At 66.5% G+C, this 23,676-nt stretch carries 27 protein-coding genes; 14 read left to right on the top strand and 13 right to left on the bottom strand.

All coding sequences use genetic code 11. The features are described 5' to 3' along the window. Positions 1-19 precede the first annotated feature (19 nt). Together BLV15_RS09195 and BLV15_RS09190 are read right to left on the bottom strand one after the other, a co-directional pair. On the bottom strand, positions 20-706 hold the full coding sequence (locus BLV15_RS09195) for an LrgB family protein (protein ID WP_090226923.1): 687 nt from the start codon (positions 704-706) through the stop codon (positions 20-22). After that, positions 696-1,082 (bottom strand): CidA/LrgA family protein, encoded by a 387-nt coding sequence (locus tag BLV15_RS09190; protein WP_245728152.1) that lies wholly within the window; start codon positions 1,080-1,082, stop codon positions 696-698. The genes BLV15_RS09195 and BLV15_RS09190 overlap by 11 nt, the downstream gene beginning before the upstream one ends. Before the next feature lie 85 nt (positions 1,083-1,167). On the opposite strand from BLV15_RS09190, the gene BLV15_RS09185 reads away from it, so the two are divergent. After that, positions 1,168-2,055: a LysR family transcriptional regulator gene (locus BLV15_RS09185; protein ID WP_090226918.1), complete on the top strand. Its 888-nt coding sequence runs from the start codon at positions 1,168-1,170 to the stop codon at positions 2,053-2,055. Here BLV15_RS09185 and BLV15_RS09180 read toward each other — a convergent pair. Both BLV15_RS09180 and BLV15_RS09175 read right to left on the bottom strand, forming a co-directional pair. Then, positions 2,047-2,511, bottom strand: a complete 465-nt coding sequence (locus BLV15_RS09180) for a cupin domain-containing protein (RefSeq protein WP_090226916.1) — start codon at positions 2,509-2,511, stop codon at positions 2,047-2,049. The two genes, BLV15_RS09185 and BLV15_RS09180, sit on opposite strands and share 9 nt — an antisense overlap. A 1-nt stretch (position 2,512) precedes the next feature. Further along, a complete protein-coding gene (locus BLV15_RS09175) occupies positions 2,513-2,968 on the bottom strand; it encodes a flavodoxin (protein ID WP_090226913.1) in 456 nt (151 codons plus the stop codon). Between the two features lie 97 nt (positions 2,969-3,065). Between BLV15_RS09175 and BLV15_RS09170 the strand changes: the two genes are divergently transcribed. Both BLV15_RS09170 and BLV15_RS09165 read left to right on the top strand, forming a co-directional pair. Continuing rightward, the gene (locus BLV15_RS09170) at positions 3,066-3,515 is read left to right on the top strand and encodes a PAS domain-containing protein (protein ID WP_090226910.1); all 450 of its coding nucleotides are present in this window, start codon (positions 3,066-3,068) and stop codon (positions 3,513-3,515) included. A gap of 57 nt (positions 3,516-3,572) precedes the next feature. Beyond that, complete coding sequence (locus BLV15_RS09165; protein ID WP_090226908.1) at positions 3,573-4,193, top strand: hypothetical protein; 621 nt, start codon at positions 3,573-3,575, stop codon at positions 4,191-4,193. A gap of 3 nt (positions 4,194-4,196) precedes the next feature. Here BLV15_RS09165 and BLV15_RS09160 read toward each other — a convergent pair whose 3' ends face one another. Next, positions 4,197-5,147 carry a MerR family transcriptional regulator gene (locus BLV15_RS09160; RefSeq protein WP_090226905.1) on the bottom strand — a complete coding sequence of 317 codons (951 nt, stop codon included), beginning with the start codon at positions 5,145-5,147 and terminating at the stop codon, positions 4,197-4,199. Positions 5,148-5,565: 418 nt separating this feature from the next. Here BLV15_RS09160 and BLV15_RS09155 point away from each other — a divergent pair, with 418 nt between their 5' ends. The 3 genes from BLV15_RS09155 to BLV15_RS09145 all read left to right on the top strand — a co-directional run bounded on the left by BLV15_RS09155 (position 5,566) and on the right by BLV15_RS09145 (position 7,671). Next, positions 5,566-6,144, top strand: a complete 579-nt coding sequence (locus tag BLV15_RS09155) for a putative antibiotic biosynthesis monooxygenase (protein ID WP_090226902.1) — start codon at positions 5,566-5,568, stop codon at positions 6,142-6,144. Positions 6,145-6,236: 92 nt separating this feature from the next. Next, positions 6,237-6,932, top strand: a complete 696-nt coding sequence (gene folM, locus BLV15_RS09150; RefSeq protein WP_090226899.1) for a dihydromonapterin reductase — start codon at positions 6,237-6,239, stop codon at positions 6,930-6,932. Beyond that, a complete protein-coding gene (locus tag BLV15_RS09145) occupies positions 6,925-7,671 on the top strand; it encodes a hypothetical protein (RefSeq protein ID WP_090226898.1) in 747 nt (248 codons plus the stop codon). The genes folM and BLV15_RS09145 overlap by 8 nt, the downstream gene beginning before the upstream one ends. Positions 7,672-7,675: 4 nt before the next feature. On the opposite strand, the gene BLV15_RS09140 is transcribed toward BLV15_RS09145, so the two are convergent. Then, positions 7,676-8,044: a sensory rhodopsin transducer gene (locus BLV15_RS09140; RefSeq protein ID WP_090226895.1), complete on the bottom strand. Its 369-nt coding sequence runs from the start codon at positions 8,042-8,044 to the stop codon at positions 7,676-7,678. 211 nt (positions 8,045-8,255) lie between these two features. Here BLV15_RS09140 and BLV15_RS09135 point away from each other — a divergent pair, with 211 nt between their 5' ends. Continuing rightward, positions 8,256-8,549 (top strand): DUF1244 domain-containing protein, encoded by a 294-nt coding sequence (locus BLV15_RS09135; protein ID WP_090226893.1) that lies wholly within the window; start codon positions 8,256-8,258, stop codon positions 8,547-8,549. Beyond that, the gene (locus BLV15_RS09130; protein ID WP_090226890.1) at positions 8,546-8,884 is read left to right on the top strand and encodes a HopJ type III effector protein; all 339 of its coding nucleotides are present in this window, start codon (positions 8,546-8,548) and stop codon (positions 8,882-8,884) included. Before BLV15_RS09135 ends, BLV15_RS09130 begins: the two co-directional genes overlap by 4 nt. Before the next feature lie 9 nt (positions 8,885-8,893). Here the strand turns inward: BLV15_RS09130 and trxB are convergent, their stop codons facing one another. Beyond that, positions 8,894-9,838, bottom strand: coding sequence for a thioredoxin-disulfide reductase (gene trxB, locus BLV15_RS09125; RefSeq protein ID WP_090226888.1), 945 nt, complete (start codon positions 9,836-9,838; stop codon positions 8,894-8,896). A gap of 227 nt (positions 9,839-10,065) precedes the next feature. On the opposite strand from trxB, the gene BLV15_RS09120 reads away from it, so the two are divergent. Both BLV15_RS09120 and cysZ read left to right on the top strand, forming a co-directional pair. Next, a complete protein-coding gene (locus tag BLV15_RS09120; protein ID WP_090226885.1) occupies positions 10,066-12,033 on the top strand; it encodes a sensor domain-containing diguanylate cyclase in 1,968 nt (655 codons plus the stop codon). A gap of 78 nt (positions 12,034-12,111) precedes the next feature. Next, the gene (gene cysZ, locus BLV15_RS09115) at positions 12,112-12,870 is read left to right on the top strand and encodes a sulfate transporter CysZ (protein ID WP_090226884.1); all 759 of its coding nucleotides are present in this window, start codon (positions 12,112-12,114) and stop codon (positions 12,868-12,870) included. 68 nt (positions 12,871-12,938) lie between these two features. Here cysZ and BLV15_RS09110 read toward each other — a convergent pair whose 3' ends face one another. From BLV15_RS09110 to BLV15_RS09095, 4 genes are all read right to left on the bottom strand, one after another. After that, positions 12,939-14,048: an NADH:flavin oxidoreductase gene (locus BLV15_RS09110; RefSeq protein WP_090226881.1), complete on the bottom strand. Its 1,110-nt coding sequence runs from the start codon at positions 14,046-14,048 to the stop codon at positions 12,939-12,941. 59 nt (positions 14,049-14,107) lie between these two features. Continuing rightward, positions 14,108-14,701 carry a TetR/AcrR family transcriptional regulator gene (locus tag BLV15_RS09105; protein ID WP_455430408.1) on the bottom strand — a complete coding sequence of 198 codons (594 nt, stop codon included), beginning with the start codon at positions 14,699-14,701 and terminating at the stop codon, positions 14,108-14,110. A gap of 109 nt (positions 14,702-14,810) precedes the next feature. After that, entirely contained in the window at positions 14,811-15,293 is a 483-nt protein-coding gene (locus tag BLV15_RS09100) for a glutathione peroxidase (RefSeq protein WP_090227445.1), read from the bottom strand. 81 nt (positions 15,294-15,374) lie between these two features. Then, positions 15,375-15,860 (bottom strand): FKBP-type peptidyl-prolyl cis-trans isomerase, encoded by a 486-nt coding sequence (locus BLV15_RS09095; RefSeq protein WP_090226877.1) that lies wholly within the window; start codon positions 15,858-15,860, stop codon positions 15,375-15,377. 132 nt (positions 15,861-15,992) lie between these two features. On the opposite strand from BLV15_RS09095, the gene BLV15_RS22495 reads away from it, so the two are divergent. From BLV15_RS22495 to BLV15_RS09075, 4 genes are all read left to right on the top strand, one after another. After that, positions 15,993-16,157 (top strand): DUF3565 domain-containing protein, encoded by a 165-nt coding sequence (locus BLV15_RS22495; RefSeq protein ID WP_376747811.1) that lies wholly within the window; start codon positions 15,993-15,995, stop codon positions 16,155-16,157. After that, positions 16,158-17,342, top strand: coding sequence for an acetate kinase (locus BLV15_RS09085; protein WP_090226872.1), 1,185 nt, complete (start codon positions 16,158-16,160; stop codon positions 17,340-17,342). Between the two features lie 58 nt (positions 17,343-17,400). Then, on the top strand, positions 17,401-19,494 hold the full coding sequence (gene pta / locus BLV15_RS09080; protein WP_090226870.1) for a phosphate acetyltransferase: 2,094 nt from the start codon (positions 17,401-17,403) through the stop codon (positions 19,492-19,494). A gap of 147 nt (positions 19,495-19,641) precedes the next feature. Further along, positions 19,642-20,553, top strand: a complete 912-nt coding sequence (locus BLV15_RS09075) for an acyltransferase (protein WP_090226867.1) — start codon at positions 19,642-19,644, stop codon at positions 20,551-20,553. Positions 20,554-20,559: 6 nt separating this feature from the next. Here the strand turns inward: BLV15_RS09075 and BLV15_RS09070 are convergent, their stop codons facing one another. Beyond that, positions 20,560-22,704: a putative bifunctional diguanylate cyclase/phosphodiesterase gene (locus tag BLV15_RS09070; RefSeq protein WP_090226865.1), complete on the bottom strand. Its 2,145-nt coding sequence runs from the start codon at positions 22,702-22,704 to the stop codon at positions 20,560-20,562. A 224-nt stretch (positions 22,705-22,928) separates the two neighbouring features. After that, positions 22,929-23,606 (bottom strand): YiaD family glycine zipper/OmpA-like lipoprotein, encoded by a 678-nt coding sequence (locus BLV15_RS09065; protein ID WP_090226862.1) that lies wholly within the window; start codon positions 23,604-23,606, stop codon positions 22,929-22,931. Between the last annotated feature and the right edge of the window lie 70 nt (positions 23,607-23,676).

The following is a 23,676-nucleotide window of genomic DNA, read 5'->3' as shown; positions in this document are numbered from 1 at the left end:
CCGCGCGCGACCCGGCGGCTCAGATCAGGTGGGCGATCAACGGCGCGGCGAACAGGTTGAGCAGGCCCATCAGCACCATCACCAGGCCGGCCACGGTGCCCTCCTCGCTGCCGACTTCCTGGGCGCGGGCGACGCCGGCACCGTGCGCGCCGACGCCGAACAGCGCGCCACGGGCCAGCGCGCTGCGCAGCGGCAGCCACTTCAGCAGCAGGCCACCGACCAGCGCGCCGAACACACCGGTCAACATCACGAAGATCGCCGTCAGTTCCGGCACGCCACCGAGGCCGGTGGCGATCGGCATGGCGAACGGCGTGGTGATCGAGCGCGGCACCAGCGACAGGCTGACCGGGCCCTCCAGCGCCAGCGCGTTGGCCAGCCACCAGGAACTGAGGATGGCCACGGTGCTGCCAGCGAGCATGCCCAGCGACAGCGCGGGCCAGTGCCGGACCAGCAGCGCGCGCTGCTGCCAGATCGGCACGGCGAAGGCCACGGTGGCCGGGCCGAGCAGCAGCACGAGCAGGTGCGTATTGCTGGAGTATTCGGCGTAGGCGGTGTGCAGCGGGATCGCCACCGCCAGCAGCAGCGCTGGTACGAACAGCAGTGGTGACAGCAGGTAGCGGCCGCTGCGCCGGTACAGCCAGCGGCTGAGCAGGTAGGCCGCCAGTGTCAGGACGAACCAGAACAGCGGCATCGGCTCAAGATTCATGGCGCAGACTCCAGCGGCACACCGCCTCCACCGTCAGCGCCGTGGCCAGCATCACCAGCAGCGTGCTGCAGGCGATCACCGCGAGGATGCGCAGGCCTTCGCTGCGCAGCAGTGCGCCGTAGTCGAGCATGCTCATCAGCGCCGGAATGAAGAACAGCAGCATCTCCGCCATCAGCACGCCGGCGCCCAGTTGCAGCGCGGCGGGCTTGATCCAGCCGGTGGCGAACGCGGCCAGTAGCAGGCCAAGACCGATCACCCCGCCCGGAATCGGCCAGTGCAGCCAGAGCGCAAGCTGGGAACCGAACAGATAGAGGCCGAGCAGGACCAGCAACTCGGAGAGCAGACGGGACAGATGGGTAACGCGGGCGCGGGTCACGGTGGATTCCTCAACAGTTGGAAGAAAGTCTACGGCGCGCGTTACCATCGAAAAAACGAATTGTTCGAATCACAGGTATTCCAGAATGGAATTCAGACAGCTGCGCAGCTTTGCCGAAGTCGTTCGTCAGGGCGGCTTTACCCAGGCAGCACGCACGCTCAACGCCAGCCAGTCGGCGATCAGCAAACAGGTGGCGCAACTGGAGCAGCGCCTGGGCGTGCAGCTGTTGCAGCGCCAGGGACCGCAGCTGCGCCTCACGGACGCCGGAGAAATCGTGCTGCGCCGCGTCGAGGAGCTGCTGCGGGTACGCAAGGAACTGCTCAGCGAACTCGACGACCTCAGCCACCTGGCGCGCGGCGAGCTGAACCTCGGCCTGCCGATGCTCGGCAGCAACGCGCTGTTCGCCGGGCCTTTCGCCGAGTACCGACGGCGCTACCCGAACATCGCCGTGCACCTCACCGAGGACGGCAGCAAGAGCATCGAGCAACTGGTGAGCAGCGGCGAACTGGAGATCGGCGCCGGGATGCTCTCCGACGATCCGGCATTCGAGAGCCAACTGTTCTGCAACGAGCCGCTGGACATCCTGCTGCCCACCGACCATCCGCTGGCGGGCGAAGGCAGCCTGGAACTGGCGCAGCTCGCCGACACCCCGTTCCTGCTCTACCAGCGCAGCTTCACCCTCAACGACCGCCTGCTGCAGGCCTGCCTGCAGGTCGGCTTCAACCCGCGCGAAGGGGGCCGCAGCGGCCAGGCCGACTTCCTCGCCGCCCTGGTCGCCGCCGGCCAGGGCACGGTGCTGCTGCCGAGCATCGTCGCCCGTGGGCTGATGCGCCCCGGCGTGGTACGCCTGACGCTGCGCGACGACGACCTGCGCTGGAACATCGGCTTCATCTGGCGCCGCGACGCCTACCTGTCGCATGCCGCGCAGGCGTGGCTGGCCCTGCTGCGCGAGTACCCGTCGCCGTCAGACTAGCTCGGGGAACTCGCCAGCCAGGCGCGGCCATTCGCGCTGCGCCTGCGGGTCATCGGCGAGCAGGCGAAAACCCTCGAAGCGAAACTCCGGCGCGACCGTGCAGCCGACCAGCGTGTAGCGCCCGAGCGCACGCGCCGCCTGCCAGGCATGCGCCGGCACCGCCGCCTGCGGCAACTGGTCGACGGCGAGCGGGCCGAGGCGCTGGCTACGCAGCTCGTCGGGCGATTCGGCAATCAGCAGCTCCAGCGCGTCGCCTTCATGGAAATGCCAGATCTCGTCGGCATCCACCCGATGCCAGCGGCTGGCCTGCCCTTCCAGCAGCAGGAAGACGATGCTGCTGCAGGCCGCGCGCTCGCCATGGCGCTGCGCCGAGGCGAACAGCCGCCGGTAGTAGCCGCCCTCTGGATGCGCCTGCAGGCCCAGCGTGTCGATCAGTTCCTGCGCGCGCGGATGCACCTCAGGCGCCCAGGGCGACGATGAATTCGCCCAGCCAGGGCTCGGCGTCGGTTTCCGGCGTCACCGTTTCGCTGGCGTCCAGGCGCAGCATCGGCAGCACCTCGCGCACGCCCAGCTCGGCGAACAGCTCGCGCAACTGCTCGCCGCCGGCGCAGAAGCTGTCGCCGTAGGCCGAGTCGCCCAGGCCGATCACCGCTCCCGGCAGGCCGCGCCAGGACGCTGGAAGCTGGTCGCGGATGGCGTGGAAAAGCGGCTGCAGCGTCTCCGGCAATTCGCCGACGCCGGTGGTCGAGGTCACCGCGAGAATGGCGTCCGCGGGGAATTCCAGCAGCTCGCCCAGTTCGGCGCGTGGCTTGTGCAAGGTCTGCAGGCCGGCGTCGCGCAGCAGCTGCCCGGCATGCCGGGCGACTTCCTCGGCGGTACCGAAGACCGAGCCGGAGAGAATCAGGACGTTCATACGAGGGTTCCAGAACCAGTCGGAGGGCGGATTATGCAATAACTGTATGAGCGGGCCCGATCATTTAGAATCGCGCTTCTACCCTGCGGAGCCCGGAATGATCAGTCCCAAACTGCTGCAATTGGTCATCGACGCGTCCAACGACGGCATCGTGGTGGCCGAACGCGAAGGCGACGACAACATCCTCATCTATGCCAACCCGGCTTTCGAACGGCTCACCGGCTATCGCGCCGAAGACGTTTTGTACCAGGATTGCCGCTTCCTTCAGGGCGACGACCGCGAGCAGCCCGCGATTCGGGCGATCCGCGCCGCGCTGCAGGACAACCGACCCAGCCGGGAGATCGTGCGCAATTACCGCAAGGACGGCAGCCTGTTCTGGAACGAGCTGTCCATCACGCCGGTGCACAACGAGGCCGACCAGCTGACCTACCTGATCGGCATCCAGAAGGACGTCACCGAATTCGTCGAGGCCTGCGAACGGGTGAAGGCGCTGGAAAGCGAAGTGGCCGCGTTGAAGGCTGCGCTCAGGAAAGCGACGGAAGGCTGAACCCCCGCAGTTCGCAAGGGTCCAACAGAGGTTATCCCCCGAGCCGGGAGCCTACCGATGCAAGACGATCCGCTGCTTACCGCCGACGAGCTGGCCTATATCCGCAGCCTCCTCAACGAGGGCGAGGGTGCGCGACTCAATGCATCCAACTTCCTGATCGACAGCAGCCCGCAAACCCAGGCGCTGCTGGCGGCGCTCGGCTCACGCGCGCAACTGTCGCTCGAGGCGCAGATCGGCCATCAACGCCTGACCTTTCCGCTGCAGCTCGTGGAAGATGACTTCCAGACGCTGCACCTGAAGCTGGAAGCCCCGCGCATCTTCGAACAGGGCCCGGTCGACCGGCCGTGGCGCCTGCACCTGAACAAGCCCGTGGCGCTTCTCGACGAACGCGGCGAGGCCAGCGACCTGCGGGTCCACGAACTGTCGCCGAACGGGCTGTTGCTGGAAGTCACCGACGTCGCCCCGGCGCGTTTCGAACTTTCACTGCCGCTGCCCGGCGCGAAGCCGATTCCGCTGCGTGGCCGGCTGGTACGCAAGGTGGGACAGGGACTATGTGCCTACCGCCTGCTGCACGAGAACGAGCGCACGCTGCGGCGCCTGCACACGTTTATCTTCCAGCAGCATCGTCTGCAGCATCCGCAGTTGCACGCCAAGGCGCGCAGCGCCGTCGACGCCTGACGATCAGGTATCGAGGCGCTCGGCGAGAAAGCGCAGCAGGCGCTTGTGCATCTCGCGCCCCTCGCTGCCTAGGCAGCCTATCGGGGTTCCCGCCAGTTGAGCCTCGGCGAAATCCGCCGCTGCGCCCGCCAGCAACAGCGGGCAGTCGAGCATCAGCGCCAGCTTCGACAGCTGCCGCGGCAAGCCGGCGTCGCGCGGCTGGTGGGAAAACACCACCACGGCATCGGGCTGGAGCTTCTCGCCAATCAGCAGCAGCTCGTTCAGCGGCACACCGAAGCCCGGCAGGCTGATCGATACGTCCGGCCCGCCGAGCAGCACGCCGGCCACCAGCAGCTCCAGCTCCCGACAATGCCCGGGCACCGCCACCAGCAGCACGCGCGCGGCGTCCTCGCTGCGGGTCAGTTGCAGGCGCAGCAACGCGCGCCCACGCAGGAAGCCGTCGAGGAACAGCCATTCGCTGGTCTTGCCGAACTCGCCCTGATGCACCAGCAGCTCTTCCCAGACGGGCATCAGCACGTCCTGGAACAGCGCCGGCAGCGGGTAGCTGGAAAACAGCAGGCCGTAGAGCCGTTCCAGCCCCTGCTCGTCGAAGGTCGCGACGGCGCGCCTGACCCGCGCCTGCCATTCCGCCCATTCGCCGCCAACCGCCGCGCGCTCGGCGACCATGCTTTTCGGCACGCTCTCGCCACGCGCCAGCACGGTGCCCACCTTGCTCACCGCGACGCCGCGTTCGAGCCAGCCGAGAATGCTGTGCACGCGGTCGATGTCCGCCTGCGAGTACAGGCGGTGGCCGCTGTCGGTGCGGGTCGGTTCGATCAGGCCGTAGCGTCGTTCCCAGGCACGCAGGGTGACCGGGTTGACGCCCGTCAGCCGCGAAACCTCGCGGATCGGGAACAGCTCCTGGCGTTTCAACGCCTCGGAGGCAAGGGAAGCTGCATGGGAGAACTGAGTCATGGCGCCGCCAACTCGCGAAGGTGTCGCACAGTGTAACGCGCGAGGGAAACGCTCGGCAGCATCCGACCCGGCAGGACGCCGGTCCATTTGGCGACAACCGACCAGAAGACGCGCCCTGCTGGTGCGAACTTGGCGCGCCGCTGCGACCTGGGTGGGCAATTTCCGTGATTGACGGGGAGCGAGGCTATTCCCTGCAGGCAAAGCGACCGCTAAAGACCGGCCCACCCTGGCGTCGAAAAAGCCCGGTTCACGCGCCGTACACGGCGCTTTCCCACGCCACGCATGGGCATGCGGGTAGCGCTGCGACGCCGCCATGAGGAATAATCCTTGCTTGTCATTTCAGGCAGCCCACCACCCCGGCGCTGCGTGATGCGAAACGTCCTACCCGGACCGCTCGCCCCATCGATGGAGATACACAATGTCTGCCGAACCCGTCACCCTCATGGTGGCGCGCCGTGTCGCCCATGGCCGCTATCAGGATTTCATGACCTGGCTCCGCGAAGGCGAACAGCTCGCCGCGGACTTCGCCGGTTACCTCGGTTCCGGCGTCCTCGCCCCGCCCGCCCACGACAACGAATTCCAGATCGTCTTCCGCTTCGCCGACGCCGCGACCATGGCTGCCTGGGAACATTCGGCGTCGCGCAGCGCCTGGCTCGAACGCGGCCAGGGCCTGTTCGTCCAGCCGCACGAACGTCGCGCCCAGGGCCTCGACGCCTGGTTCGGCAGCGCCGACAAGCGTCCGCCACGCTGGAAGCAGAGCGTTGCCGTATGGCTGGCGTTCTTCCCGGTTTCGCTGGCCTTCAACCTGCTGTTCGGCGACGCCCTGGTCGCGCTGCCGCTGGTGCAACGGGTACTGCTCAGCACCCTGGTGCTGACGCCGGTGATGGTCTGCCTGTTCATCCCGCTCTCCACCCGCCTGCTGGCGCCCTGGCTGGAAGGCAGGCGCCCGCGCGACCGCGTGGCACGCACCGGCAAACCGGCGTTCGACGCAAAGTAGCCAGCGCGCCGCCGCCCGCGGCCGCCAGGCTGGCCGCGGGCGGCGCATATGCATAAGATGGGTCATGCCGTAACGGATTGAATTTATTCGACATGACCACTCCTCTCCTGATCACCGGAACCAGCAAGCGCGTCGGCTACGAATTGGCCCTGAGCCTGGCCGAGCGGGGTTACGAGATCCTTTCGGTGAACCGCACCGACACCTCACCGAAGCATCCGCGGATCGTCCATTTTCAGGCGGACCTGATGGACCGCGCCCAGCGCGAGCGGCTTGTCGCCCATGTGCGAACCCGCCACGACGCGCTGCGCGGCATCGTCCACAACGCCTCGCAGTGGCTGGACGACAGCTTGGAAAACCTCGAGGCGATGTTGCGCCTGCACGTGGAGGCGCCGTTCCAGCTGAACCTGGAACTGGGCGACTGGCTGAAGAAGGCCGGCCGCGCCGACATCATCCATATCTGCGACGAGAGCGCCTCGCGCGGCAGCAAGAACCACGTCGCCTATGCCGCGAGCAAGGCCGCGCTGCAGAACATGACCCTTTCATTCGCCGAGATGTACGCGCCGAACGTGCGCGTCAACAGCATCTCGCCGGGCCTGCTGATCCTCAAGGAGGACAGCACCCCGGAATACGTCGAGAAAACCTTCCGCAAGGCGCTGCTGGAGTTCGAGCCGGGTGCCGAGCCGCTGATCCAGACCGTCGCCTATCTGCTCGAATCCAACTACACCACCGGCAGCAACGTCGTGATCAACGGCGGCCGGCACCTGAGGAAGGAAGCCCCGCTTGATTGATTCGAAGAAGATCATCTACCTGCCGCGCTGGATCAAGATCACCATCGTCACCGCGCTGTTCAGCTGCCTCGCCGCCTCCATCTACATCTCGCTGTCCTTCGTCGGCGTTCCCGACCGCAGCGACTGGATTCTGCTTTCACTGTCGATGGCGCAGATCACCGCCACGGCGCTGGTGATCAGCATGGTGCTGATCTTCGGCGAGCGCGAAGCCAACCTGCAGTTCCTGGTAAGCAAGACCGAGCGCCTGCTGCTCAAGCAGCTGCCGTCGGTGCTGGAACGCATCGAGGACTCGAACGGCCACAAGCCGAAGGTGCAGGTCTCGAAGATGAACAACATCTTCGGCGCCAACTACCGCCTGGACACGCCGGGCGTGGCGACCAAGATGTGGATCGGCTTCAACGTGGACCGGATCATCATCGCCTACTTCCTGCCGGCCACGCAGACCACCGACGAGGTGCGCGAAACCTTCCGCTACACCTTCGGCGGCGCCGAGTCGGTGGGCTACAAGGTCAATTACGAGGAAGCCACGATCAAGGACAGCGGCGAGCAGATCATCTCGATCTGGTGCACCTGGCCGGCGATCCAGGACAGTTCGCACCTCTCCACCGAGCTGCTGAGCAACCCGGAGAAGAAGCTGTTCATCATTCAGGACATCGCGATGATGACGCAGTCGTTCATCCGCACGGCCGAGCGCAACTCGGTCGGCATCCTCACCCGCTGCGATCCGGGCCCGCTCTAGACGCTCACTCGGCGAACGCGACCGTGCTCATCAGGGCGATGCCGGCGCGGGCGTCCAGGCGAGTGTGCTGCACCACCACCGGCACGTCGGACTCGATCACGCTGGAATAGTCGGTCTCGCGCGGCAGCGGCTGCGGATCGTCAAGGTCGTCGTAGCGCACATGCAGCGTGCGCCGCGCCGGCACCTCGAGCCGATACGGGCCGATGGGCTCGCGGTCGGTGAAGTACAGCGTGATGTCGACCTGCGCCGGCTGGTCGCCGGCATTCAGAATGCACGCCGCCTCGTGGCTGCGCAGGGTGCGGTCGTCGGGGTTCGGACCGAGCGGCGGCAGGTAGCCTTCGGCGATCACCCAGCGTTTCTTTCCAATGGACATGCGTACTCCCCATGGGATGCGATGCGCCCGCCCGAGCGGCAGGCACCTGATGTCCGGACCCGGCGGCGCGCGGCAAAGTTCCTCGCGAAAGCTGGCCGGCGGGCCCGCCGAGCGAGGCTGGATGATCGTTCCGGCCCCGCGTTATCATCGCCACGCCTCACCGCCCGCCGCCTCGCGCCGGGCACCGATCAATCCGCCCGCGAGAATCGAGATGACCGAAGAACAACGCATCGAGCTCGAAGCCGCCGCTTTCCGCCAGTTGGTCCAGCACCTGCGCTCGCGCCCCGACGTGCAGAACATCGACCTGATGAACCTCGCCGGCTTTTGCCGCAACTGCCTGTCGAAATGGTACAAGGCGGCCGCCGACGACCTGTCCCTGGACGTCAGCCCGGAACAGGCGCGCGAGGAGATCTACGGGATGCCCTACGCCGACTGGAAAGCCAAATACCAGAAGGAAGCCAGCGCCGAGCAGAAGGCCGCTTTCGACAAGGGAAACAAGGCATGACGCTGGACGACTTCCGCGCCGCCCTCGGCAGCGACGAGCATCGCTTTTCCGACACCCTCGCCTTCATCGAGGCCAACTACCGGTTCAGCCCCAGCGCCTTCGTCAACGGCGCGGTGGAGAATGCCGAGGGGCAGAACGAGGGTTCCTGCAAGACCCTCGGCCTGGCGCAGCTGGAAGCGTTGAGTGACGAAGAAGCCCTGCGCGCGTTCGGCGAACACTACCGCAGCGTGCTGGCGAATCCGCAAGGCAGCGACCACGGCAACATCCGCGCGCTGATGAAAACCGGGCTGGCCGGCGTGCGTTTCGCCCGCCAGCCCCTGGTGCGCGCTGCCTGACGGCCCGGCTCAGGCCTGGTCGAGGTAGCGCTCTGCGTCCAGGGCGGCCATGCAACCGGCGCCGGCCGAGGTGATCGCCTGGCGATACACCGAGTCGGCGACGTCGCCGGCGGCGAACACGCCCGGCAGGCTGGTCGCGGTGGCATTGCCGTCGCGCCCGCCGCCCACCACCAGATAACCGTCGCGCAGCGCCAGCTGGCCTTCGAACAGGCCGGTGTTGGGCGTATGGCCGATGGCGACGAACAGCCCGTCGACGGCCAGGTCTTCGCTGCCGCTGGCAGTTTTCAGGCGCACGCCGGTGACGCCGCCGGCATCGCCCAGCACCTCTTCCACTTCCGCATGCAGCTTGAGCACGATGCGCCCTTCGGCGACACGGGCCTGCAATTTGTTCTGCAGGATCTTCTCGGCGCGGAAGCTGCCGCGGCGATGCACCAGGGTCACCTTGCTGGCGATGTTGGCCAGATACAGCGCTTCTTCCACGGCGGTGTTGCCGCCGCCGACCACCGCCACTTCGCGGTTGCGATAGAAGAAGCCGTCGCAGGTGGCGCAGGCCGAAACGCCGCGGCCCATGAAGGCTTCTTCCGAGGGCAGGCCGAGGTAACGCGCGCTGGCGCCGGTGGCGACGATCAGCGCATCGCAGCTGTAGCTGCCGTTGTCGCCGTGGAGGACGAAGGGTTTTCCGGCCAGGTCCACCCCGTTGATGTGGTCGAAGACGATCTCGGTCTCGAAGCGCTCGGCGTGCTCCTGCATGCGCTGCATCAGCGCCGGGCCGGTGAGGCCGTGGGCGTCGCCGGGCCAGTTGTCGACCTCGGTGGTGGTGGTCAGCTGGCCACCGGCCTGCAGGCCGGTGATCAGCAGCGGTTTGAGGTTGGCCCGGGCCGCGTAGACCGCCGCGGTGTAACCGGCGGGACCCGAGCCGAGAATGATCACCTTCGAATGACGATCGGCAGACATCACGGACTCCTCGAATAAAGCGGAGCCGCCAGGCAATAGGGGAAGACTCAACAGGCGGCTCCGAAAAAACACGCCGACCCGATGCACGATTGCGCAGGGTTCGGCTCGAATGCGCTGGAGCCTATAGCCGCCTTCTGCCTGGGCAAAGTGGCGCTTTTCAATTTCCCCGATAGGCAGCGGCTATCGTATGTGGTGTCGCCGCTGTCCCAACAGGTCAGTACCCTCCCATGAATCTGCGCAAACGCCTGCTCTGGCTGTTCATCCCGACGCTCACCCTGACGCTGGTGGCCGTCGGTGCGCTCTCCGAACGGCTGTTGCTCAGCCGTTTCGACCGCCAGGACAGCGCGCAGCTGATGAGCAAGTCGCGCCATTTGCACGAACACATGGAGGCGGACATCTCCCGCCACCTGGACCTGCTGCGCAGCCTGGCCTGGTGGGACCGGACCTACGCCTTCATCGAGCGGCCGCGCGTCGACTACATCCGCAGCAACCTGCCGGCGGCGAGGCTGGCGAACCTCGACCTGGACTTCATGGTGTTCTTCGATCGCCAGCCGCGCATCGTCGCGCAGACCTGGCGCGCCCAGCAGTTGCTCGAAGTGACGGACCTGCTGCCCGAGGGCGGCAAAGGCCCGCGCAGCATGATCGGACTGCGCCAGGGCATCCTGCAACGCAGTCGCCAGATGGGCAGCCTCGACTACGCCGGCGACGCCCAGCATGCGATGGGCCAGGTGATGGTCGTGCAGGGCGTGGCGCTGCTGCTGGTGAGCAGCCCGATCAGCGACAACCTGGGCAAGGCGCCGCCCAACGGGGTGGTGGTCGCCGGGCAGATCCTCGATCAGCGCCTTCTCGACGGTTTCCTCCAGGACGCCCCCGGCAGCCTGCGGGTGGTGCCGCTAGCCGGCGACACCACGGGCTGGCAGCAGCTGCGCCCGCGCAGTTCGCGCCAGGGCGAGATTCGCCTGAGCCCGCGGCGGGTGCTCGATGCAAACACCCAGCAGGTCGACCTGCAGTTCTTCAATCCGCTGGGCGAGGCCGAGCTGCGTCTGCAGATCACCCAGCCGCGGCTGCTCTACCAGCAGGGCCGCACGGCGGTGGGCTTCTTTCTCGGCCTGACGCTGCTGCTTCTGGTCGCGGCCATGCTGCTCGCCTATACCGGCCTGGATCGCTGGGTGCTGCGGCGGGTGCGCCGGCTCAACCAGGAAGTGGCGGCGATCGGCATCGATAGCGGCCGGAAACGACTGAGCGAACAGGGCGACGACGAACTGGGGCAGCTCGCCGGCGAACTCAACCACATGCTGGAGCGACTGGAACGCAGCGAGGAACGCGACAAGGCGATTCTCGACTCGATCCAGGAAGGCTATTTCGAGATCGCCCCGGGCGGCGAGATCCTCGCCGTCAACCGCAGCCTCGAGCGGCAGCTGGATTGCAGCCGCGAACAGCTGGTCGGCCATGCCATCGAGGAAATCCTCGATGCTGACGTGGTCGAGCGCGCCCGCACCCTGATGCGCGAGAGCAAGGGCGAGCACGCCAGCCTGATCTCGCCGTTCAAGCGCCGCGACGGCAGCCTGCGCTACTTCGAGACGCGCTTCTCCAACATCGAGGATGCCGACGGCCAGTACGCCGGCATCCGCGGAATCCTGCGCGATGTGAGCGATCTGGTGGCCTACCAGAACAGCCTGCTGGACATGGCCTACCGCGACCCGCTGACCGGCCTGGGCAACCGCAAGGCCTTCGACGAACACCTGCACGCGGCGCTGGAAAAGGCGCAGCAGGACGAGGCGCCGCTGGCGTTGCTGTTCATCGACCTGGACCGCTTCAAGGAAGTCAACGACCGCTTCGGCCATGACCTCGGCGACGCCCTGCTGACAGCCATCGCCGAACGCCTGCGCGGCGCGCTGCGCTACCCCGACCACTTCTACCGGCTGGGCGGCGACGAGTTCACCCTGCTGCTCGGCGGCGAGGACGCGAGCAGCGCGCTGGCGCTCGCCGAACGCCTGCTGCAGGTGCTCGAACCGGCCTTCGAGCTCAACGGCCAGCGCGTGGATTTCGTCACCCCGAGCATTGGCATCGCGCTCTATCCGGACCACGCCCGCCAGCCGGACGAACTGATCAGGGCCGCCGACAGCGCCATGTATCAGGCCAAGCAACGGCGCAACCAGGTGTTGCTCTACCGGCCGCAGCCCGACTCGCGGTAACGCGTCGTCGAAATTGCGCCGCAGCGGCCAGGCGGCGCCGCTGATAAGCTCGGCAGCCTTACCCTTTAGGAGGACGACATGGCGCTACCCGCCCTGAGTGGCCCGCAGTACCTGCGCGAAGGTTTGAGACTGGTGCTCAGCCCTGGCCTGCGGCTGTTCCTGCTGCTGCCGCTGACGATCAACGTGCTGCTGTTCGCCGGCCTGGTCGGCTTCGCCCTGACCCAGTTCAACGTCTGGGTCGAGACGCTGATGCCGAGCCTGCCGAGCTGGCTGGGCTTCCTCGAATACCTGCTCTGGCCGCTGTTCGTGATGCTCGTGCTGGTGATGATCTTCTTCAGCTTCACCCTGCTGGCGAACATCATCGCCGCGCCGTTCAACGGCTTCCTCGCGGAAAAGGTCGAAGTGGTGGTCCGCGGTCAGGACGACTTTCCGCCGTTCCACTGGAGCGAGCTGGTGGCCATGCTGCCACGCACCCTGGGCCGCGAACTGCGCAAGCTGCGCTACTTCCTGCCGCGCGCGCTGGGCCTGCTGATCCTGTCCTTCATCCCGGTGCTGAACCTGGTGGCGACGCCGCTGTGGGTGCTGTTCGGCATCTGGATGATGGCCGTGCAATACATCGACTACCCGGCGGACAACAACAAGCTGGGCTTCGACGAAATGCTCGCCTGGCTGCGCGCCAAGCGCTGGCAGAGCCTGGGCTTCGGCGGCATCGTCTACGTCGCGCTGCTGGTGCCGCTGCTCAACCTGCTGATCATGCCCGCCGCCGTAGCCGGCGCGACGCTGTTCTGGGTACGTGAGGGGGGCAAGGGCGGGATCGGCAACCCGGTCCGGCGCTAGACGCGGGCATTCCGGGGCATGTCGCGGCCGCCCCGCTTCAACGGCGGGACGGCGCGGAGGGGCAGGAATCAGACCAGGCTGGTGAGCGCGTCGCGGCTGAACGGCAGGATGTCCTGCTGGCGGCCTTCGCGGACCTTCACCGCCCAGTCCGGGTCGACCAGCAGCGCGCGGCCGACGGCTACCAGATCGAACTCCTGGTTGTTCAGACGCTCCAGCAGGCTTTCGATGCCGGCCGGCTGGGCGACCTTGTCGGTGTTGACCATGAACTGCAGGAACTCGCCGTCCAGGCCGACGCTGCCGACGGTGATGGTCGGCTTGCCGGTCAGCTTGCGGGTCCAGCCGGCGAGGTTGAGGTCCGAACCCTCGAATTCAGGCTCCCAGAAACGTCGCGTGGAGCAGTGGAAGATGTCCACGCCGGCCTCGGACAGCGGCTTGAGGAACGCGCCCAGCTCCTCCGGCGTCTGCACCAGGCGGGCGTTGTAGTCCTGCTGCTTCCACTGCGAGAAACGGAAGATGATTGGGTAATCCGGGCCGACCGCGGCGCGTACCGCCTGGATAAGCTCGATGGCGAAACGCGAGCGCTGCGCGAGGTCTCCGCCGTACTCGTCGGTCCGCTGGTTACTGCCTTCCCAGAAGAACTGGTCGACCAGATAGCCGTGGGCGCCGTGGATTTCCACGCCGTCCATGCCGATGGCCTTGGCGTCGCGCGCGGCCTGGGCGAAGGCGGCGATCACTTCGTCGATGTCGGCCTTGGTCATGCCGTGCACGACTTCCTGGCCGTCCTTGAGTTTTTCGCACGGGCCGTAGCCCGGCACGCTGGCGTCCGGCTCGGTGCCGAGCTTGCGCACGTTGCCCACGTGCCACAGTTGCGGAACGATCTTGCCGCCTTCGGCGTGCACCGCGTCGACCACCTGTTTCCAGCCGGCCAGGGCATCCTCGCCATAGAAGCGCGGCACGTGCGGGTAACCGTTGGCGGCCTTGTGCCCGACGGTGGTGCCCTCGGTGACGATCAGGCCGACGCCAGCGCCGGCACGACGGCGGTAATACTCGACGACCTTCGCATTGGGCACTCCGCCCGGCGAGAACGAGCGGGTCATCGGCGCCATCACCACGCGGGTGGGCAATTCGAGAGCGCCCAGGCGGAAGGGCTCGAACAGGGTGTGCAAGGGGGCGGACATGGGCGTTTCTCCTTCGGCCGGCCAGGTGACCGGTCGTCTCGTTTTTGGGGGTTAAAAAATCAGGCCTGCAGCAGGCGCTCCAGGCGCACGATGAACGACTGGATCGGCTCGCCGCGGCTGCCGACCTTCAACTGCGTCAGCACGCCCTGCCAGGCATTGGCGATGAACGCGGCGAGGTTCTCGCAATCCTCGTTGGCCGGCAGTTCTCCGGCGGCCCGCGCCTGCTCCAGGCAGCCCTGGAGAATCTGCGCCGAGCGTTGCAGGATGGCGCCGACCTGGTTACCGATGGCCGGCGACAACTCGGCCATCTCGAAACTCAGGCTGCCGATGAAGCAGTGGAACTGGAGTTTTTCCGGCCGGGCGAAATGCGCCAGCAACTCGCGGTAGTAACCGAGGATGCGCTCGCGCGGCGACAGCGCCGGATTCGCCAGCGCCTGGGCGTAGCGCTCCAGGCGCGGCAGGTAGAGGTACTCCAGCGCCTGCAGGGCGAAGTCTTCCTTGCTCGCGAAGTAGTGGTAGAACGATCCCTTGGGGATGCTCGCGGCCTGGACGATTTCCTGCACGCCGGTGCCGTGGTAGCCGCGACGCAGCATCACCTGCGCACCTTTTGCGAGGATCAGTTCACGCTTGTCGGAACGCGGGTTTGTGCTCATGGCGGCGAGCATATGACCGGTCGTCTCGCGCGCCCATCACTATTGATGCAGATGATGAAGCGGGATCAGAGGTCATCGAGTGGCGGCCGTCGGCCGGCGCGAGGGAGGGTCAGGCCAGGGCTTTCTCGATGGCCTGGATCAGCGCCGGGTCATCCGGTGTGGTGCGCGGCGAGAAGCGCGCGAGCACGCGGCCATCCTTGCCGACGAGGAATTTCTCGAAGTTCCAGGTGATATCGCCGGGAAACTCGGCGCCCTCGCCTGCCAGCAGGCCATACAGACGGTGCCGTCCCGGGCCGTTCACCTCGAGCTTGGCGCCCAGCGGGAAACTGACGTCGTAGTTGAGGCTGCAGAACGCGCGAATCTCGCTCTCGCTGTCCGGCTCCTGCCCGGCGAACTGGTTGCATGGCAGACCGAGCACGCTGAAGCCCTGGTCGCGGTACTGCCGATGGAGCTTCTCGAGGCCGGCGTATTGCGGCGTCAGCCCGCACCTGGAGGCGACGTTGACGACCAGCACGACTTTGCCTTTGAAGGGCGCCAGAGGCAGCGGACGACCTTCGAGGTCGAGCAGCTGCAGATCGTGAAAGACACTCATGACGAACTCCTGACGGCGCATTGCCGCCCTTTCCCGCGCCGAACAAAAAGGCGCCCGAAGGCGCCTTTCGATCGATGCCGATCAGTGATGATGACCGCCTTCGCCATGGATGTGGCCGTGGGCGATCTCCTCGGCGGAGGCGTCGCGAACGTCGACCACGGTAACGTCGAAGTTCAGGCGCTGGCCGGCCAGCGGATGGTTGCCGTCGACGGTGACGTCGTCGCCGTCGAGGTCACGGATGGTGACGATCTGCATGCCGCCGTCCGGGCCGGAGGCGTGGAACTGCATGCCGACTTCCAGCTCGTCGACGCCCTCGAACATCGCGCGGCTCAGGGTGGTGACCAGCTCGGCGCTGTACTCGCCATAGGCGTCTTCGGGCTCGATGGCGACCTTGACCTGGTCACCGACCTTCTTGCCTTCAAGGGCTTTTTCCAGACCGACTATGATGTTGCCTGCGCCTTGCAGGTAGGCGAGCGGCGCACCACCGGCGGAGCTGTCGATCACCTCGCCGGCGTCGTTTGTCAGGGTATAGTCGATGGAGACGGCCTTGTTGGCGGCGATCAGCATGGGGCGGGACCTTTGCAAAAGTATGATGAACGAACGAGTTTAACCGTCGCCCCGCGGGAAAGCGAACCCGGCGCTGACGGACGGGACCGCCCATATCTGCTTGATTTCCGTCAGGACGAGGACGGCCACTGGGTGGCAATCTTGTCCTGCGGTCACACCCAGCATCTGCGCCATCAACCGCCCTGGCAGTTGCGCGAATGGGTGCTCGACCCGGCACGACGCCTCGCTCAGCTAGGCCGTCCGTTTGCCTGCGGCTGGTGCCGCATCCAACAGACCGAACAGAGCAAGGATTCCTGAATGCCAGCACGCAATATCCTGGTCATCAATTGCGGCAGTTCCTCGATCAAGTTCGCCCTGGTCAACGAGGCACAGGAACACTTCCCCCTCAGTGGCCTGGCCGAACGCCTCGGCAGCGCGGATGCCGTGCTCCACTGGCAGCGTGATGGCGGCAAGGACAGCCTGGCGATCCCGAATGCCGACCACCGCATCGCCCTCGCCCACCTTCTGCCGATGGTGCAGGGCGCCGCCGACGGCCACCTGCACGGCATCGGCCATCGAGTCGTGCACGGCGGGGAATCCTTCACCCGCGCGCGCCGGCTGGACGACCAGGTGATCGCCACCATCGCCACCATCGCGCCGCTGGCACCGCTGCACAATCCCGCCGCGCTGCAGGGGATCGAGGCGGCGCTGAAGCTGTTCCCGACCCTGCCGCAGGTCGCCGTGTTCGATACCGCGTTCCACCAGAGCATGCCCGAGCACGCCTACCGCTACGCCCTGCCGGAGGCGCTGTACCGCGAGCACGGCGTACGCCGCTACGGCTTCCACGGCACCAGCCACCATTACGTCAGCCATCGCGGCGCGCAGATGGCCGGCCTGCCCTACGCCTCCAGCAGTTGGCTGGTGGCGCACCTGGGCAACGGCAGCTCGACCTGCGCCATCGTTAACGGCGAGAGCCGCGACACCAGCATGGGCCTGACACCGCTCGAAGGCCTGGTGATGGGCACCCGCAGCGGCGACGTCGACCCCAACCTGCACAGCCACCTGGCACGCAACCTGGGCTGGAACCTGGAAAAGATCGACCACATGCTGAACAACGACAGCGGCCTGCTCGGCCTGTCCGGCATGTCCAACGACATGCGCACGCTGGAGCAGGCCCGCGAACAGGGCCACCCCGGCGCGGCGCTGGCCATCGAGGTGTTCTGCTACCGCCTGGGCAAATCGCTGGCGAGCATGAGTTGTGCGCTGGAACGCCTCGACGGGGTGATTTTCACCGGCGGGATCGGCGAGAACTCGCCGCTGGTGCGCAGCAAGACCATCGCCCACCTCAAGCTGCTCGGCCTGGCCCTCGACGACGCGCAAAACGCGCGCTGCGTGCGCGGTGTCGCCGGCCCGATCGAAGCCGCCGGCCACCCGCGGGTGCTGGTGGTGCCGACCAACGAGGAACGCCAGATCGCCCTGGAAACACTGGCCTCGCTCGGCTGATCAAGACGCTGTCGGCGAACCTCGCCGGCACGCTCCACCCGGTTTCAGGAGTACCGCCATGCACACCTTCTTCATCGCGCCGACCGGTTTTGGCGTCGGCCTCACCTCCATAAGCCTCGGGCTGGTCCGTGCGCTGGAGCGCGGCGGCCTCAAGGTCGGCTTCTTCAAGCCGATCGCCCAGCCGCATCCAGGCGACGAAGGCCCGGAGCGCTCCACCGAGCTCATCGCCCGCACCCACGGCCTGAAGCCGCCGCAGCCACTGGGCCAGGCGCACGTCGAGCACATGCTCGGCGACGGCCACCTCGACGAGCTGCTCGAGGAGATCGTCAGCCTCTATCAGCAGGCCGCGCAGGACAAGGACGTGGTGATCGTCGAAGGCATGGTGCCGACGCGCCAGGCCAGCTACGCGACGCGGGTCAACGCGCACCTGGCGCGCAGCCTGGATGCCGACGTGATCCTGGTTTCCGCGCCGGAGGATGAAACGCTGACCGAGATGTCCGACCGCATCGAGATCCAGGCCCAGCAGTTCGGCGGACCGAAGGACCCTAAGGTGCTCGGCGTGATCCTCAACAAGGTCCGCAGCGACGACGGCATCGAGGGCTTCACCCGGCGCCTGCAGGAGCACGCCCAGCTGTTGCGCAGCGAGGATTTCCGCCTGATCGGCTGCATCCCCTGGCAGGACGAACTGAACGCCCCGCGCACCCGCGACATCGCCGACCTGCTCGGCGCGCGGGTGCTCAACGCCGGTGACTACGAGCAGCGGCGCATGCTCAAGATCGTGCTCTGCGCGCGCGCCGTGCCGAACACCGTGCAGTTGCTCAAACCGGGCGTGCTGGTGGTCACACCCGGCGATCGCGACGACATCATCCTCGCCGCCAGCCTGGCCAGCATGAACGGCGTGCCGCTCGCCGGCCTGTTGCTGTGCAGCGATTTCCAGCCGGACCCGCGGATCATGGAGCTGTGCAAAAGCGCGCTGCACGGCGGCCTGCCGGTGCTCACGGTGTCCACCGGCTCCTACGACACCGCCACCAACCTCAACCGGATGAACAACGAGATCCCGGTGGACGATCGCGAGCGTGCGGAAAAGGTCACCGAGTTCGTCGCCGGGCACATCGAGCATGAGTTCCTCAAGCAGCGCTGCGGCGATCCGCGCGAGCTGCGCCTGTCGCCACCGGCGTTCCGCTATCAACTGGTCAGGCGCGCGCTGGCGGCGAACAAGCGCATCGTCCTGCCCGAAGGCGCCGAGCCGCGTACCGTGCAGGCGGCGGCGATCTGCCAGGCGCGCGGCATCGCCCGCTGCGTGCTGCTGGCCAAGCCCGAGGAAGTCCAGGCCGTCGCCCAGGCGCACGGCATCACGCTGCCGGCCGGGCTGGAGATTCTCGACCCGGACCTGATCCGCGGGCGCTACGTCGAACCGATGGTCGAACTGCGCAAGAACAAGGGCCTGAATGCGCCGATGGCGGAGCAGCAGTTGGAAGACAGCGTGGTTCTGGCGACCATGATGCTGGCGCTGGACGAAGTCGACGGGCTGGTCTCCGGCGCCGTGCACACCACCGCCAGCACGATTCGCCCCGCGTTGCAGCTGATCAAGACCGCGCCGAGCTACAAGCTGGTGTCCTCGGTGTTCTTCATGCTGCTGCCCGACCAGGTAGTGGTCTACGGCGACTGCGCGGTGAATCCCGACCCGAGCGCCGCGGAGCTGGCCGAGATCGCCATCCAGAGCGCCGATTCGGCCGCTTCCTTCGGTATTTCGCCGCGGGTGGCGATGATCAGCTATTCCACCGGCGACTCCGGCAGTGGCGAGGAAGTGGAGAAAGTCCGCGAGGCGACCCGCATCGCCCGCGAGAATCGCCCCGACCTGCTGGTCGACGGCCCGCTGCAGTACGATGCCGCCGCCATCGAGAGCGTCGGCCGGCAGAAGGCGCCGAACAGCCAGGTCGCCGGCCGCGCCACGGTGTTCGTGTTCCCCGACCTGAACACCGGCAACACCACCTACAAGGCCGTGCAACGCAGCGCCGGGGTGATCAGCGTGGGGCCGATGCTGCAAGGCCTGCGCAAGCCGGTGAACGACCTTTCGCGCGGGGCGCTGGTGGACGACATCGTCTTCACCATCGCGCTTACCGCGATCCAGGCGGCCAGCCAGGAAGCCTGACAGCCGCCGCGAACGGCGCTGCAGGCCCGGCGAACCCACCGAAAGCCAGGCTTGCAGTTCACCGGGCAATCGTTACCCTTTACCGCCAACTGCCCGCCGGCGACCGATCGGCGGGCCCTTCGCCCCCTGCCGAGACGTGTCGGTTCCATGCTCAGTTTTCTTCCTTCCTTCGTGCGCGGCATCCTCGCCGCGCTGCTGCTGGCCCTGAATACGCTGATCTGCTGCGTTCCGCTGTTCACCCTCACGCTGATCAAGCTGCTGTTGCCCTCCGAGGCACTGCGCCGCGCGATGACCCCGGCGGTCAATTTCATCCACGAAGGGTGGATCAGCTGCAACAAGGGCTGGATGGCGCTGGTGCGGCGCACACGCTGGAACGTGGAGGGCCTCGACGGGCTGGATTACCAGCACTCCTACCTGGTCACCAGCAACCACCAGAGCTGGGTCGATATCCTGGTGCTGCAGCACCAGCTGAACCGGCGCATCCGCCCGATGAAGTTCTTCCTCAAGCAGGAACTGATCTGGGTTCCGGTGATCGGTGCCTGCTGGTGGGCGCTGGATTTCCCGTTCATGAAGCGCTACAGCAAGGCCTACCTGGCCAAGCATCCGGAGAAGAAGGGCAAGGACCTGCAGACCACGCGGCGCACCTGCGCGAAGTTCCGCCATACGCCGGTCGGCGTGTTCAACTTCCTCGAAGGCACGCGCTTTACCCGCGCCAAGCACGACGAGCAGGGATCGCCGTTCCGCTACCTGCTCAAGCCCAAGGCCGGTGGCATCGCCTTCGTACTGGATGCCATGGGCGAACAACTGGAATCGATCGTCAACGTGACCATCCACTACCCCGAGGGCATTCCGGATTTCTGGACGCTGCTCAGCGGGCAGATCGGCGAAGTGGTGGTGCGCCTGCAGGAGCTGAAGATTCCCGCGGCCTTCATCGGCAAGAGCTACGACCAGGACGCGACCTACCGCCTCGAGTTCCAGCAGTGGGTCAACGCGCTCTGGGAGGAAAAGGACGAAGAGCTGGGGCGCCTGCACCAGCAGTTCGCCCCCGCAACGCGCTGACCCGGCCTATTTGCTGATGCTGTGCGGCAGGTCGCGCCAGTCGATCTGCAGCGGAAACTCCTGGGCCCGATCGACCGGCAAGCCCGGCGCCACCAGGAAGCCCTGCATGATGTGGCACTGGTGGTCGATCAGCCAGTCGCGCTGGGCGATGGTTTCCACGCCCTCGGCGATCACCTCGAGGCCGAGTTCGCGTCCCAGGTTGATGATGGTGCTGACCACCGCGGCGTCCTTCGGCGAGTCGAGCATGTTGGAGATGAAGAGTCGGTCGATCTTCAGCGTATCCAGCTCGAAGTGGCGCAGATAGGCGAGCGACGAGTAGCCGGTGCCGAAGTCGTCGATGGCGATCTTCACCCCCAGCAGGCGCAACTGGCGCAGCTGTTCGCGGGTGTTCTCCAGATCGGCCATCAGCGCGCCTTCGGTCACTTCCACCTCGACCTGCGCCGGATTCAGCCCCTCCTCCTCGATCACCCGGCGAAGGTCGTCCACCAACTGCGGCATGCCGAACTGCACCGGGCTGACGTTGAGGCTGACCACCAGCCCCTGACTGAAGCTCGGCCAGGTCCGGCATTGCGATACGCCCTGGCGGAAAATCCAGCCACCCAGGCGATTGATCAGCCGGGTTTCCTCCAGCAGCGGGATGAACACGCCGGGAGACACGCTGCCGGCGACCCGGTGCTGCCAGCGCAGCAACGCCTCGAAGCCGCGCAGGCGACCCGTATCGAGGTAGATCTGCGGCTGGTAGACCAGGGCGAACTCGTTCTGCTCGATGGCCACCCGCAGGCTTTCCTCGAGCATCAGCCGCGAACGCGCGCGGCCGTTCATTTCCGGTGAGAAGAAGCGGTACTGCTGACGCCCCGCGCGCTTGGCCTCGTACATCGCCATGTCCGCCGCACGCAATATGGCGTCTACGCTGCGCCCGCTGTCCGGGAAGCAGGCGATGCCGATGCTGGCGCCCAGGGTGACCTCCATGCCGTCGACCTTGTAGCGGATCGAGATGGCCTCGATCAGCTTCTCGGCGACCCGCGCGGCGTCCTCGGGGTGATCGAGGGAATCGAGCAAGGCAGTGAATTCGTCGCCGCCCATGCGCGCGAGGATGTCGTACGGGCGCAGGCATTTCTGCAACTGGTCGGCGACGCGCTTGAGCACCTCGTCGCCCGCCGCATGGCCGAGGGAGTCGTTGATGCGCTTGAAACCGTCGAGGTCGAGGTAGAGCACCGCCAGGTACTTGCCGTTGCGGTCGTTGCGCGCCAGCGCCGCTTCCAGCGCCTGGTCGAAGCCGCGCCGGTTGGGCAGCGCGGTCAGCGCATCGGTGACGGCCTGGGATTCGAGCTGCGCGTGCAGGCTGTGCACCACCGACATGTCGAGAACGATCACCACCATCGAGCGCTGCTGGCGCGACAGCGGCGAGCAGGACAAGGCGACCGGCAACAGCCCGTCGTTGACGATCCGCAGGAAGGCATCGTGGAGCCGGTAGACCATGCCGCGACGCCAGTGCTCGTAGATCTGCGACTCCTTCCAGTTGCCGTCCTGCAGCGTGGTGGTCTCGATGTGATCGAGCAGGCGCGTGCCCTGCAACTGGCTCACCTGGCAATGCAGCATCTGCGCGATGGCCGAGTTGGCGAAGTCGATCATGCCTTCATCGTTCACCACCAGGATGCCTTCGGCGGCGTTCTCCAGCACCGAGGCGTTGAAGGCGCGCTCGCTTTCCAGCTGTTGCGTGAGCAGTTGCAGGTCGCGGCGACTGCGTTCGTGGTCCAGCAGCGAACTGACCTTGTGGCGCAGCACCTGGGGGTTGAAAGGCTTGTGGATGAAGTCCACGGCGCCGGTGGCGTAGCCGCGCATCACCGACTCGGAGGTGTGGTCCACCGCGGAGATGAAGATGATCGGGGTGAAGCGCGTGCGCGAGTTGCCGCGCATCAGCCGGGCGACCTCGAAGCCGTCCATTTCCGGCATCTGAACGTCCAGCAGCACCAGGCCGACGTCATCCTCCAGCAGGCATTGCAGCGCCTCGACGCCGGAAATGGCAGTACGCACATTCCAGTCGCCGTTCTGCAGGAGTGCCTTCATGGCTATCAGGTTGGCTTCGCGATCATCGACCACCAGCAGCGTCTGGGCTGCTGCGAAAGGAACCTTAGCGTGTGCCGAAGCCATTCTTCACTCCTTTGAAGACAAGGATTTACCAGTCGGCAGTCGATTTGGGCAAAGGGCGTGAACGGAGAACCAGGATCGTTGGCACATAAGGCACACCTGTTATCGAACTGCACTTTAGTTATCGGCGGTCGCGCTGACCGCACTTCTGAGGATAGCCGCTATTGTCTGACACGACCGTCCCGTCGACCGTTCCCACGAGGCGGTCGACGGGCGGCTATTGGCCATTACTGTTGCGTGGTTATGGGACGCAGGTTCACTTCGACACGGCGGTTCTGCGCGCGGCCGCTGTCCGTCGCGTTGCTCGCTACGGGCTGGTCCGGCCCGGCGCCTCGCGTGGTCAGGCGGGCCGCAGAGACGCCCTGGGCGGTCAGGTAGTCGGCGACACTCTGCGCCCGGCGCTGCGAGAGGCTCATGTTGTAGGCATGCGAGCCGGTGCTGTCGGTATGGCCGACGATCTCGATGTTGTTCTGCTCGTACTGCTTGAACGAGGTCGCCAGGTTGTTCAGCGGTGCGTAGAAGGCGCTGACGATCTCGGCCGAGTCGGTGGCGAAGGTGATCGCGCCCGGCATGATCAGCTTGATGTCGTCGCCCTGGCGCTGCACTTCCACGCCGGTGCCTTCCATGCTGCGGCGCAGTTCGGCTTCCTGGCGATCGGCGTAATAGCCGTAGCCGGCGCCTGCCGCGCCGGCCACTGCGGCACCGATCAGCGCGCCCTTGCCGCGGTGGTTGTGGTCGATGGCGGCGCCCGCCACCGCACCGGCCAGCGCGCCGAGGCCGCCGTACTTGGCGGTGTGGTTGCTGCCGCCCGCGGAACCCTGGTTGTCGTAGGGGTTGGGCGAGGCGCAGCCGGCCATCAGGGCCAGAACTGTCGCACCGATTAACAGGCGGGGAACTTCGAACATGATTGCTCCTTCTTTACAGAACCAGGCCGGTTAGAGAGCCAGCCCCAGTGGAAATTCCCCCAGGGGACAT

The sequence above is a fragment of the Pseudomonas kuykendallii genome (assembly GCF_900106975.1).
In the GTDB taxonomy this organism is placed as follows: domain Bacteria; phylum Pseudomonadota; class Gammaproteobacteria; order Pseudomonadales; family Pseudomonadaceae; genus Pseudomonas_O; species Pseudomonas_O kuykendallii.
Note: the sequence above shows the minus strand (reverse complement) of the source record. Positions and strands in the feature narration are given on the sequence as shown.

Excerpts from the sequence above, each read along its gene's own strand:
- BLV15_RS09085 (WP_090226872.1), top strand. The coding sequence starts at position 16,158 with ATGCCAGCACGCAATATCCTGGTCATCAATTGCGGCAGTTCCTCGATC.
- BLV15_RS09070 (WP_090226865.1), bottom strand. The coding sequence starts at position 22,704 with ATGGCTTCGGCACACGCTAAGGTTCCTTTCGCAGCAGCCCAGACGCTG.
- BLV15_RS09195 (WP_090226923.1), bottom strand. The coding sequence starts at position 706 with ATGAATCTTGAGCCGATGCCGCTGTTCTGGTTCGTCCTGACACTGGCG.
- BLV15_RS09140 (WP_090226895.1), bottom strand. The coding sequence starts at position 8,044 with ATGTCCATTGGAAAGAAACGCTGGGTGATCGCCGAAGGCTACCTGCCG.
- pta (WP_090226870.1), top strand. The coding sequence starts at position 17,401 with ATGCACACCTTCTTCATCGCGCCGACCGGTTTTGGCGTCGGCCTCACC.
- BLV15_RS09175 (WP_090226913.1), bottom strand. The coding sequence starts at position 2,968 with ATGAACGTCCTGATTCTCTCCGGCTCGGTCTTCGGTACCGCCGAGGAA.
- BLV15_RS09165 (WP_090226908.1), top strand. The coding sequence starts at position 3,573 with ATGCAAGACGATCCGCTGCTTACCGCCGACGAGCTGGCCTATATCCGC.
- BLV15_RS09065 (WP_090226862.1), bottom strand. The coding sequence starts at position 23,606 with ATGTTCGAAGTTCCCCGCCTGTTAATCGGTGCGACAGTTCTGGCCCTG.
- BLV15_RS09105 (WP_455430408.1), bottom strand. The coding sequence starts at position 14,701 with ATGAGCACAAACCCGCGTTCCGACAAGCGTGAACTGATCCTCGCAAAA.
- BLV15_RS09160 (WP_090226905.1), bottom strand. The coding sequence starts at position 5,147 with ATGACTCAGTTCTCCCATGCAGCTTCCCTTGCCTCCGAGGCGTTGAAA.
- BLV15_RS09110 (WP_090226881.1), bottom strand. The coding sequence starts at position 14,048 with ATGTCCGCCCCCTTGCACACCCTGTTCGAGCCCTTCCGCCTGGGCGCT.
- BLV15_RS09135 (WP_090226893.1), top strand. The coding sequence starts at position 8,256 with ATGACCGAAGAACAACGCATCGAGCTCGAAGCCGCCGCTTTCCGCCAG.
- BLV15_RS09095 (WP_090226877.1), bottom strand. The coding sequence starts at position 15,860 with ATGCTGATCGCCGCCAACAAGGCCGTCTCCATCGACTATACCCTGACA.
- BLV15_RS09075 (WP_090226867.1), top strand. The coding sequence starts at position 19,642 with ATGCTCAGTTTTCTTCCTTCCTTCGTGCGCGGCATCCTCGCCGCGCTG.
- BLV15_RS09170 (WP_090226910.1), top strand. The coding sequence starts at position 3,066 with ATGATCAGTCCCAAACTGCTGCAATTGGTCATCGACGCGTCCAACGAC.
- folM (WP_090226899.1), top strand. The coding sequence starts at position 6,237 with ATGACCACTCCTCTCCTGATCACCGGAACCAGCAAGCGCGTCGGCTAC.
- BLV15_RS09100 (WP_090227445.1), bottom strand. The coding sequence starts at position 15,293 with ATGAGTGTCTTTCACGATCTGCAGCTGCTCGACCTCGAAGGTCGTCCG.
- BLV15_RS09155 (WP_090226902.1), top strand. The coding sequence starts at position 5,566 with ATGTCTGCCGAACCCGTCACCCTCATGGTGGCGCGCCGTGTCGCCCAT.
- trxB (WP_090226888.1), bottom strand. The coding sequence starts at position 9,838 with ATGTCTGCCGATCGTCATTCGAAGGTGATCATTCTCGGCTCGGGTCCC.
- BLV15_RS09120 (WP_090226885.1), top strand. The coding sequence starts at position 10,066 with ATGAATCTGCGCAAACGCCTGCTCTGGCTGTTCATCCCGACGCTCACC.
- cysZ (WP_090226884.1), top strand. The coding sequence starts at position 12,112 with ATGGCGCTACCCGCCCTGAGTGGCCCGCAGTACCTGCGCGAAGGTTTG.
- BLV15_RS09130 (WP_090226890.1), top strand. The coding sequence starts at position 8,546 with ATGACGCTGGACGACTTCCGCGCCGCCCTCGGCAGCGACGAGCATCGC.
- BLV15_RS09185 (WP_090226918.1), top strand. The coding sequence starts at position 1,168 with ATGGAATTCAGACAGCTGCGCAGCTTTGCCGAAGTCGTTCGTCAGGGC.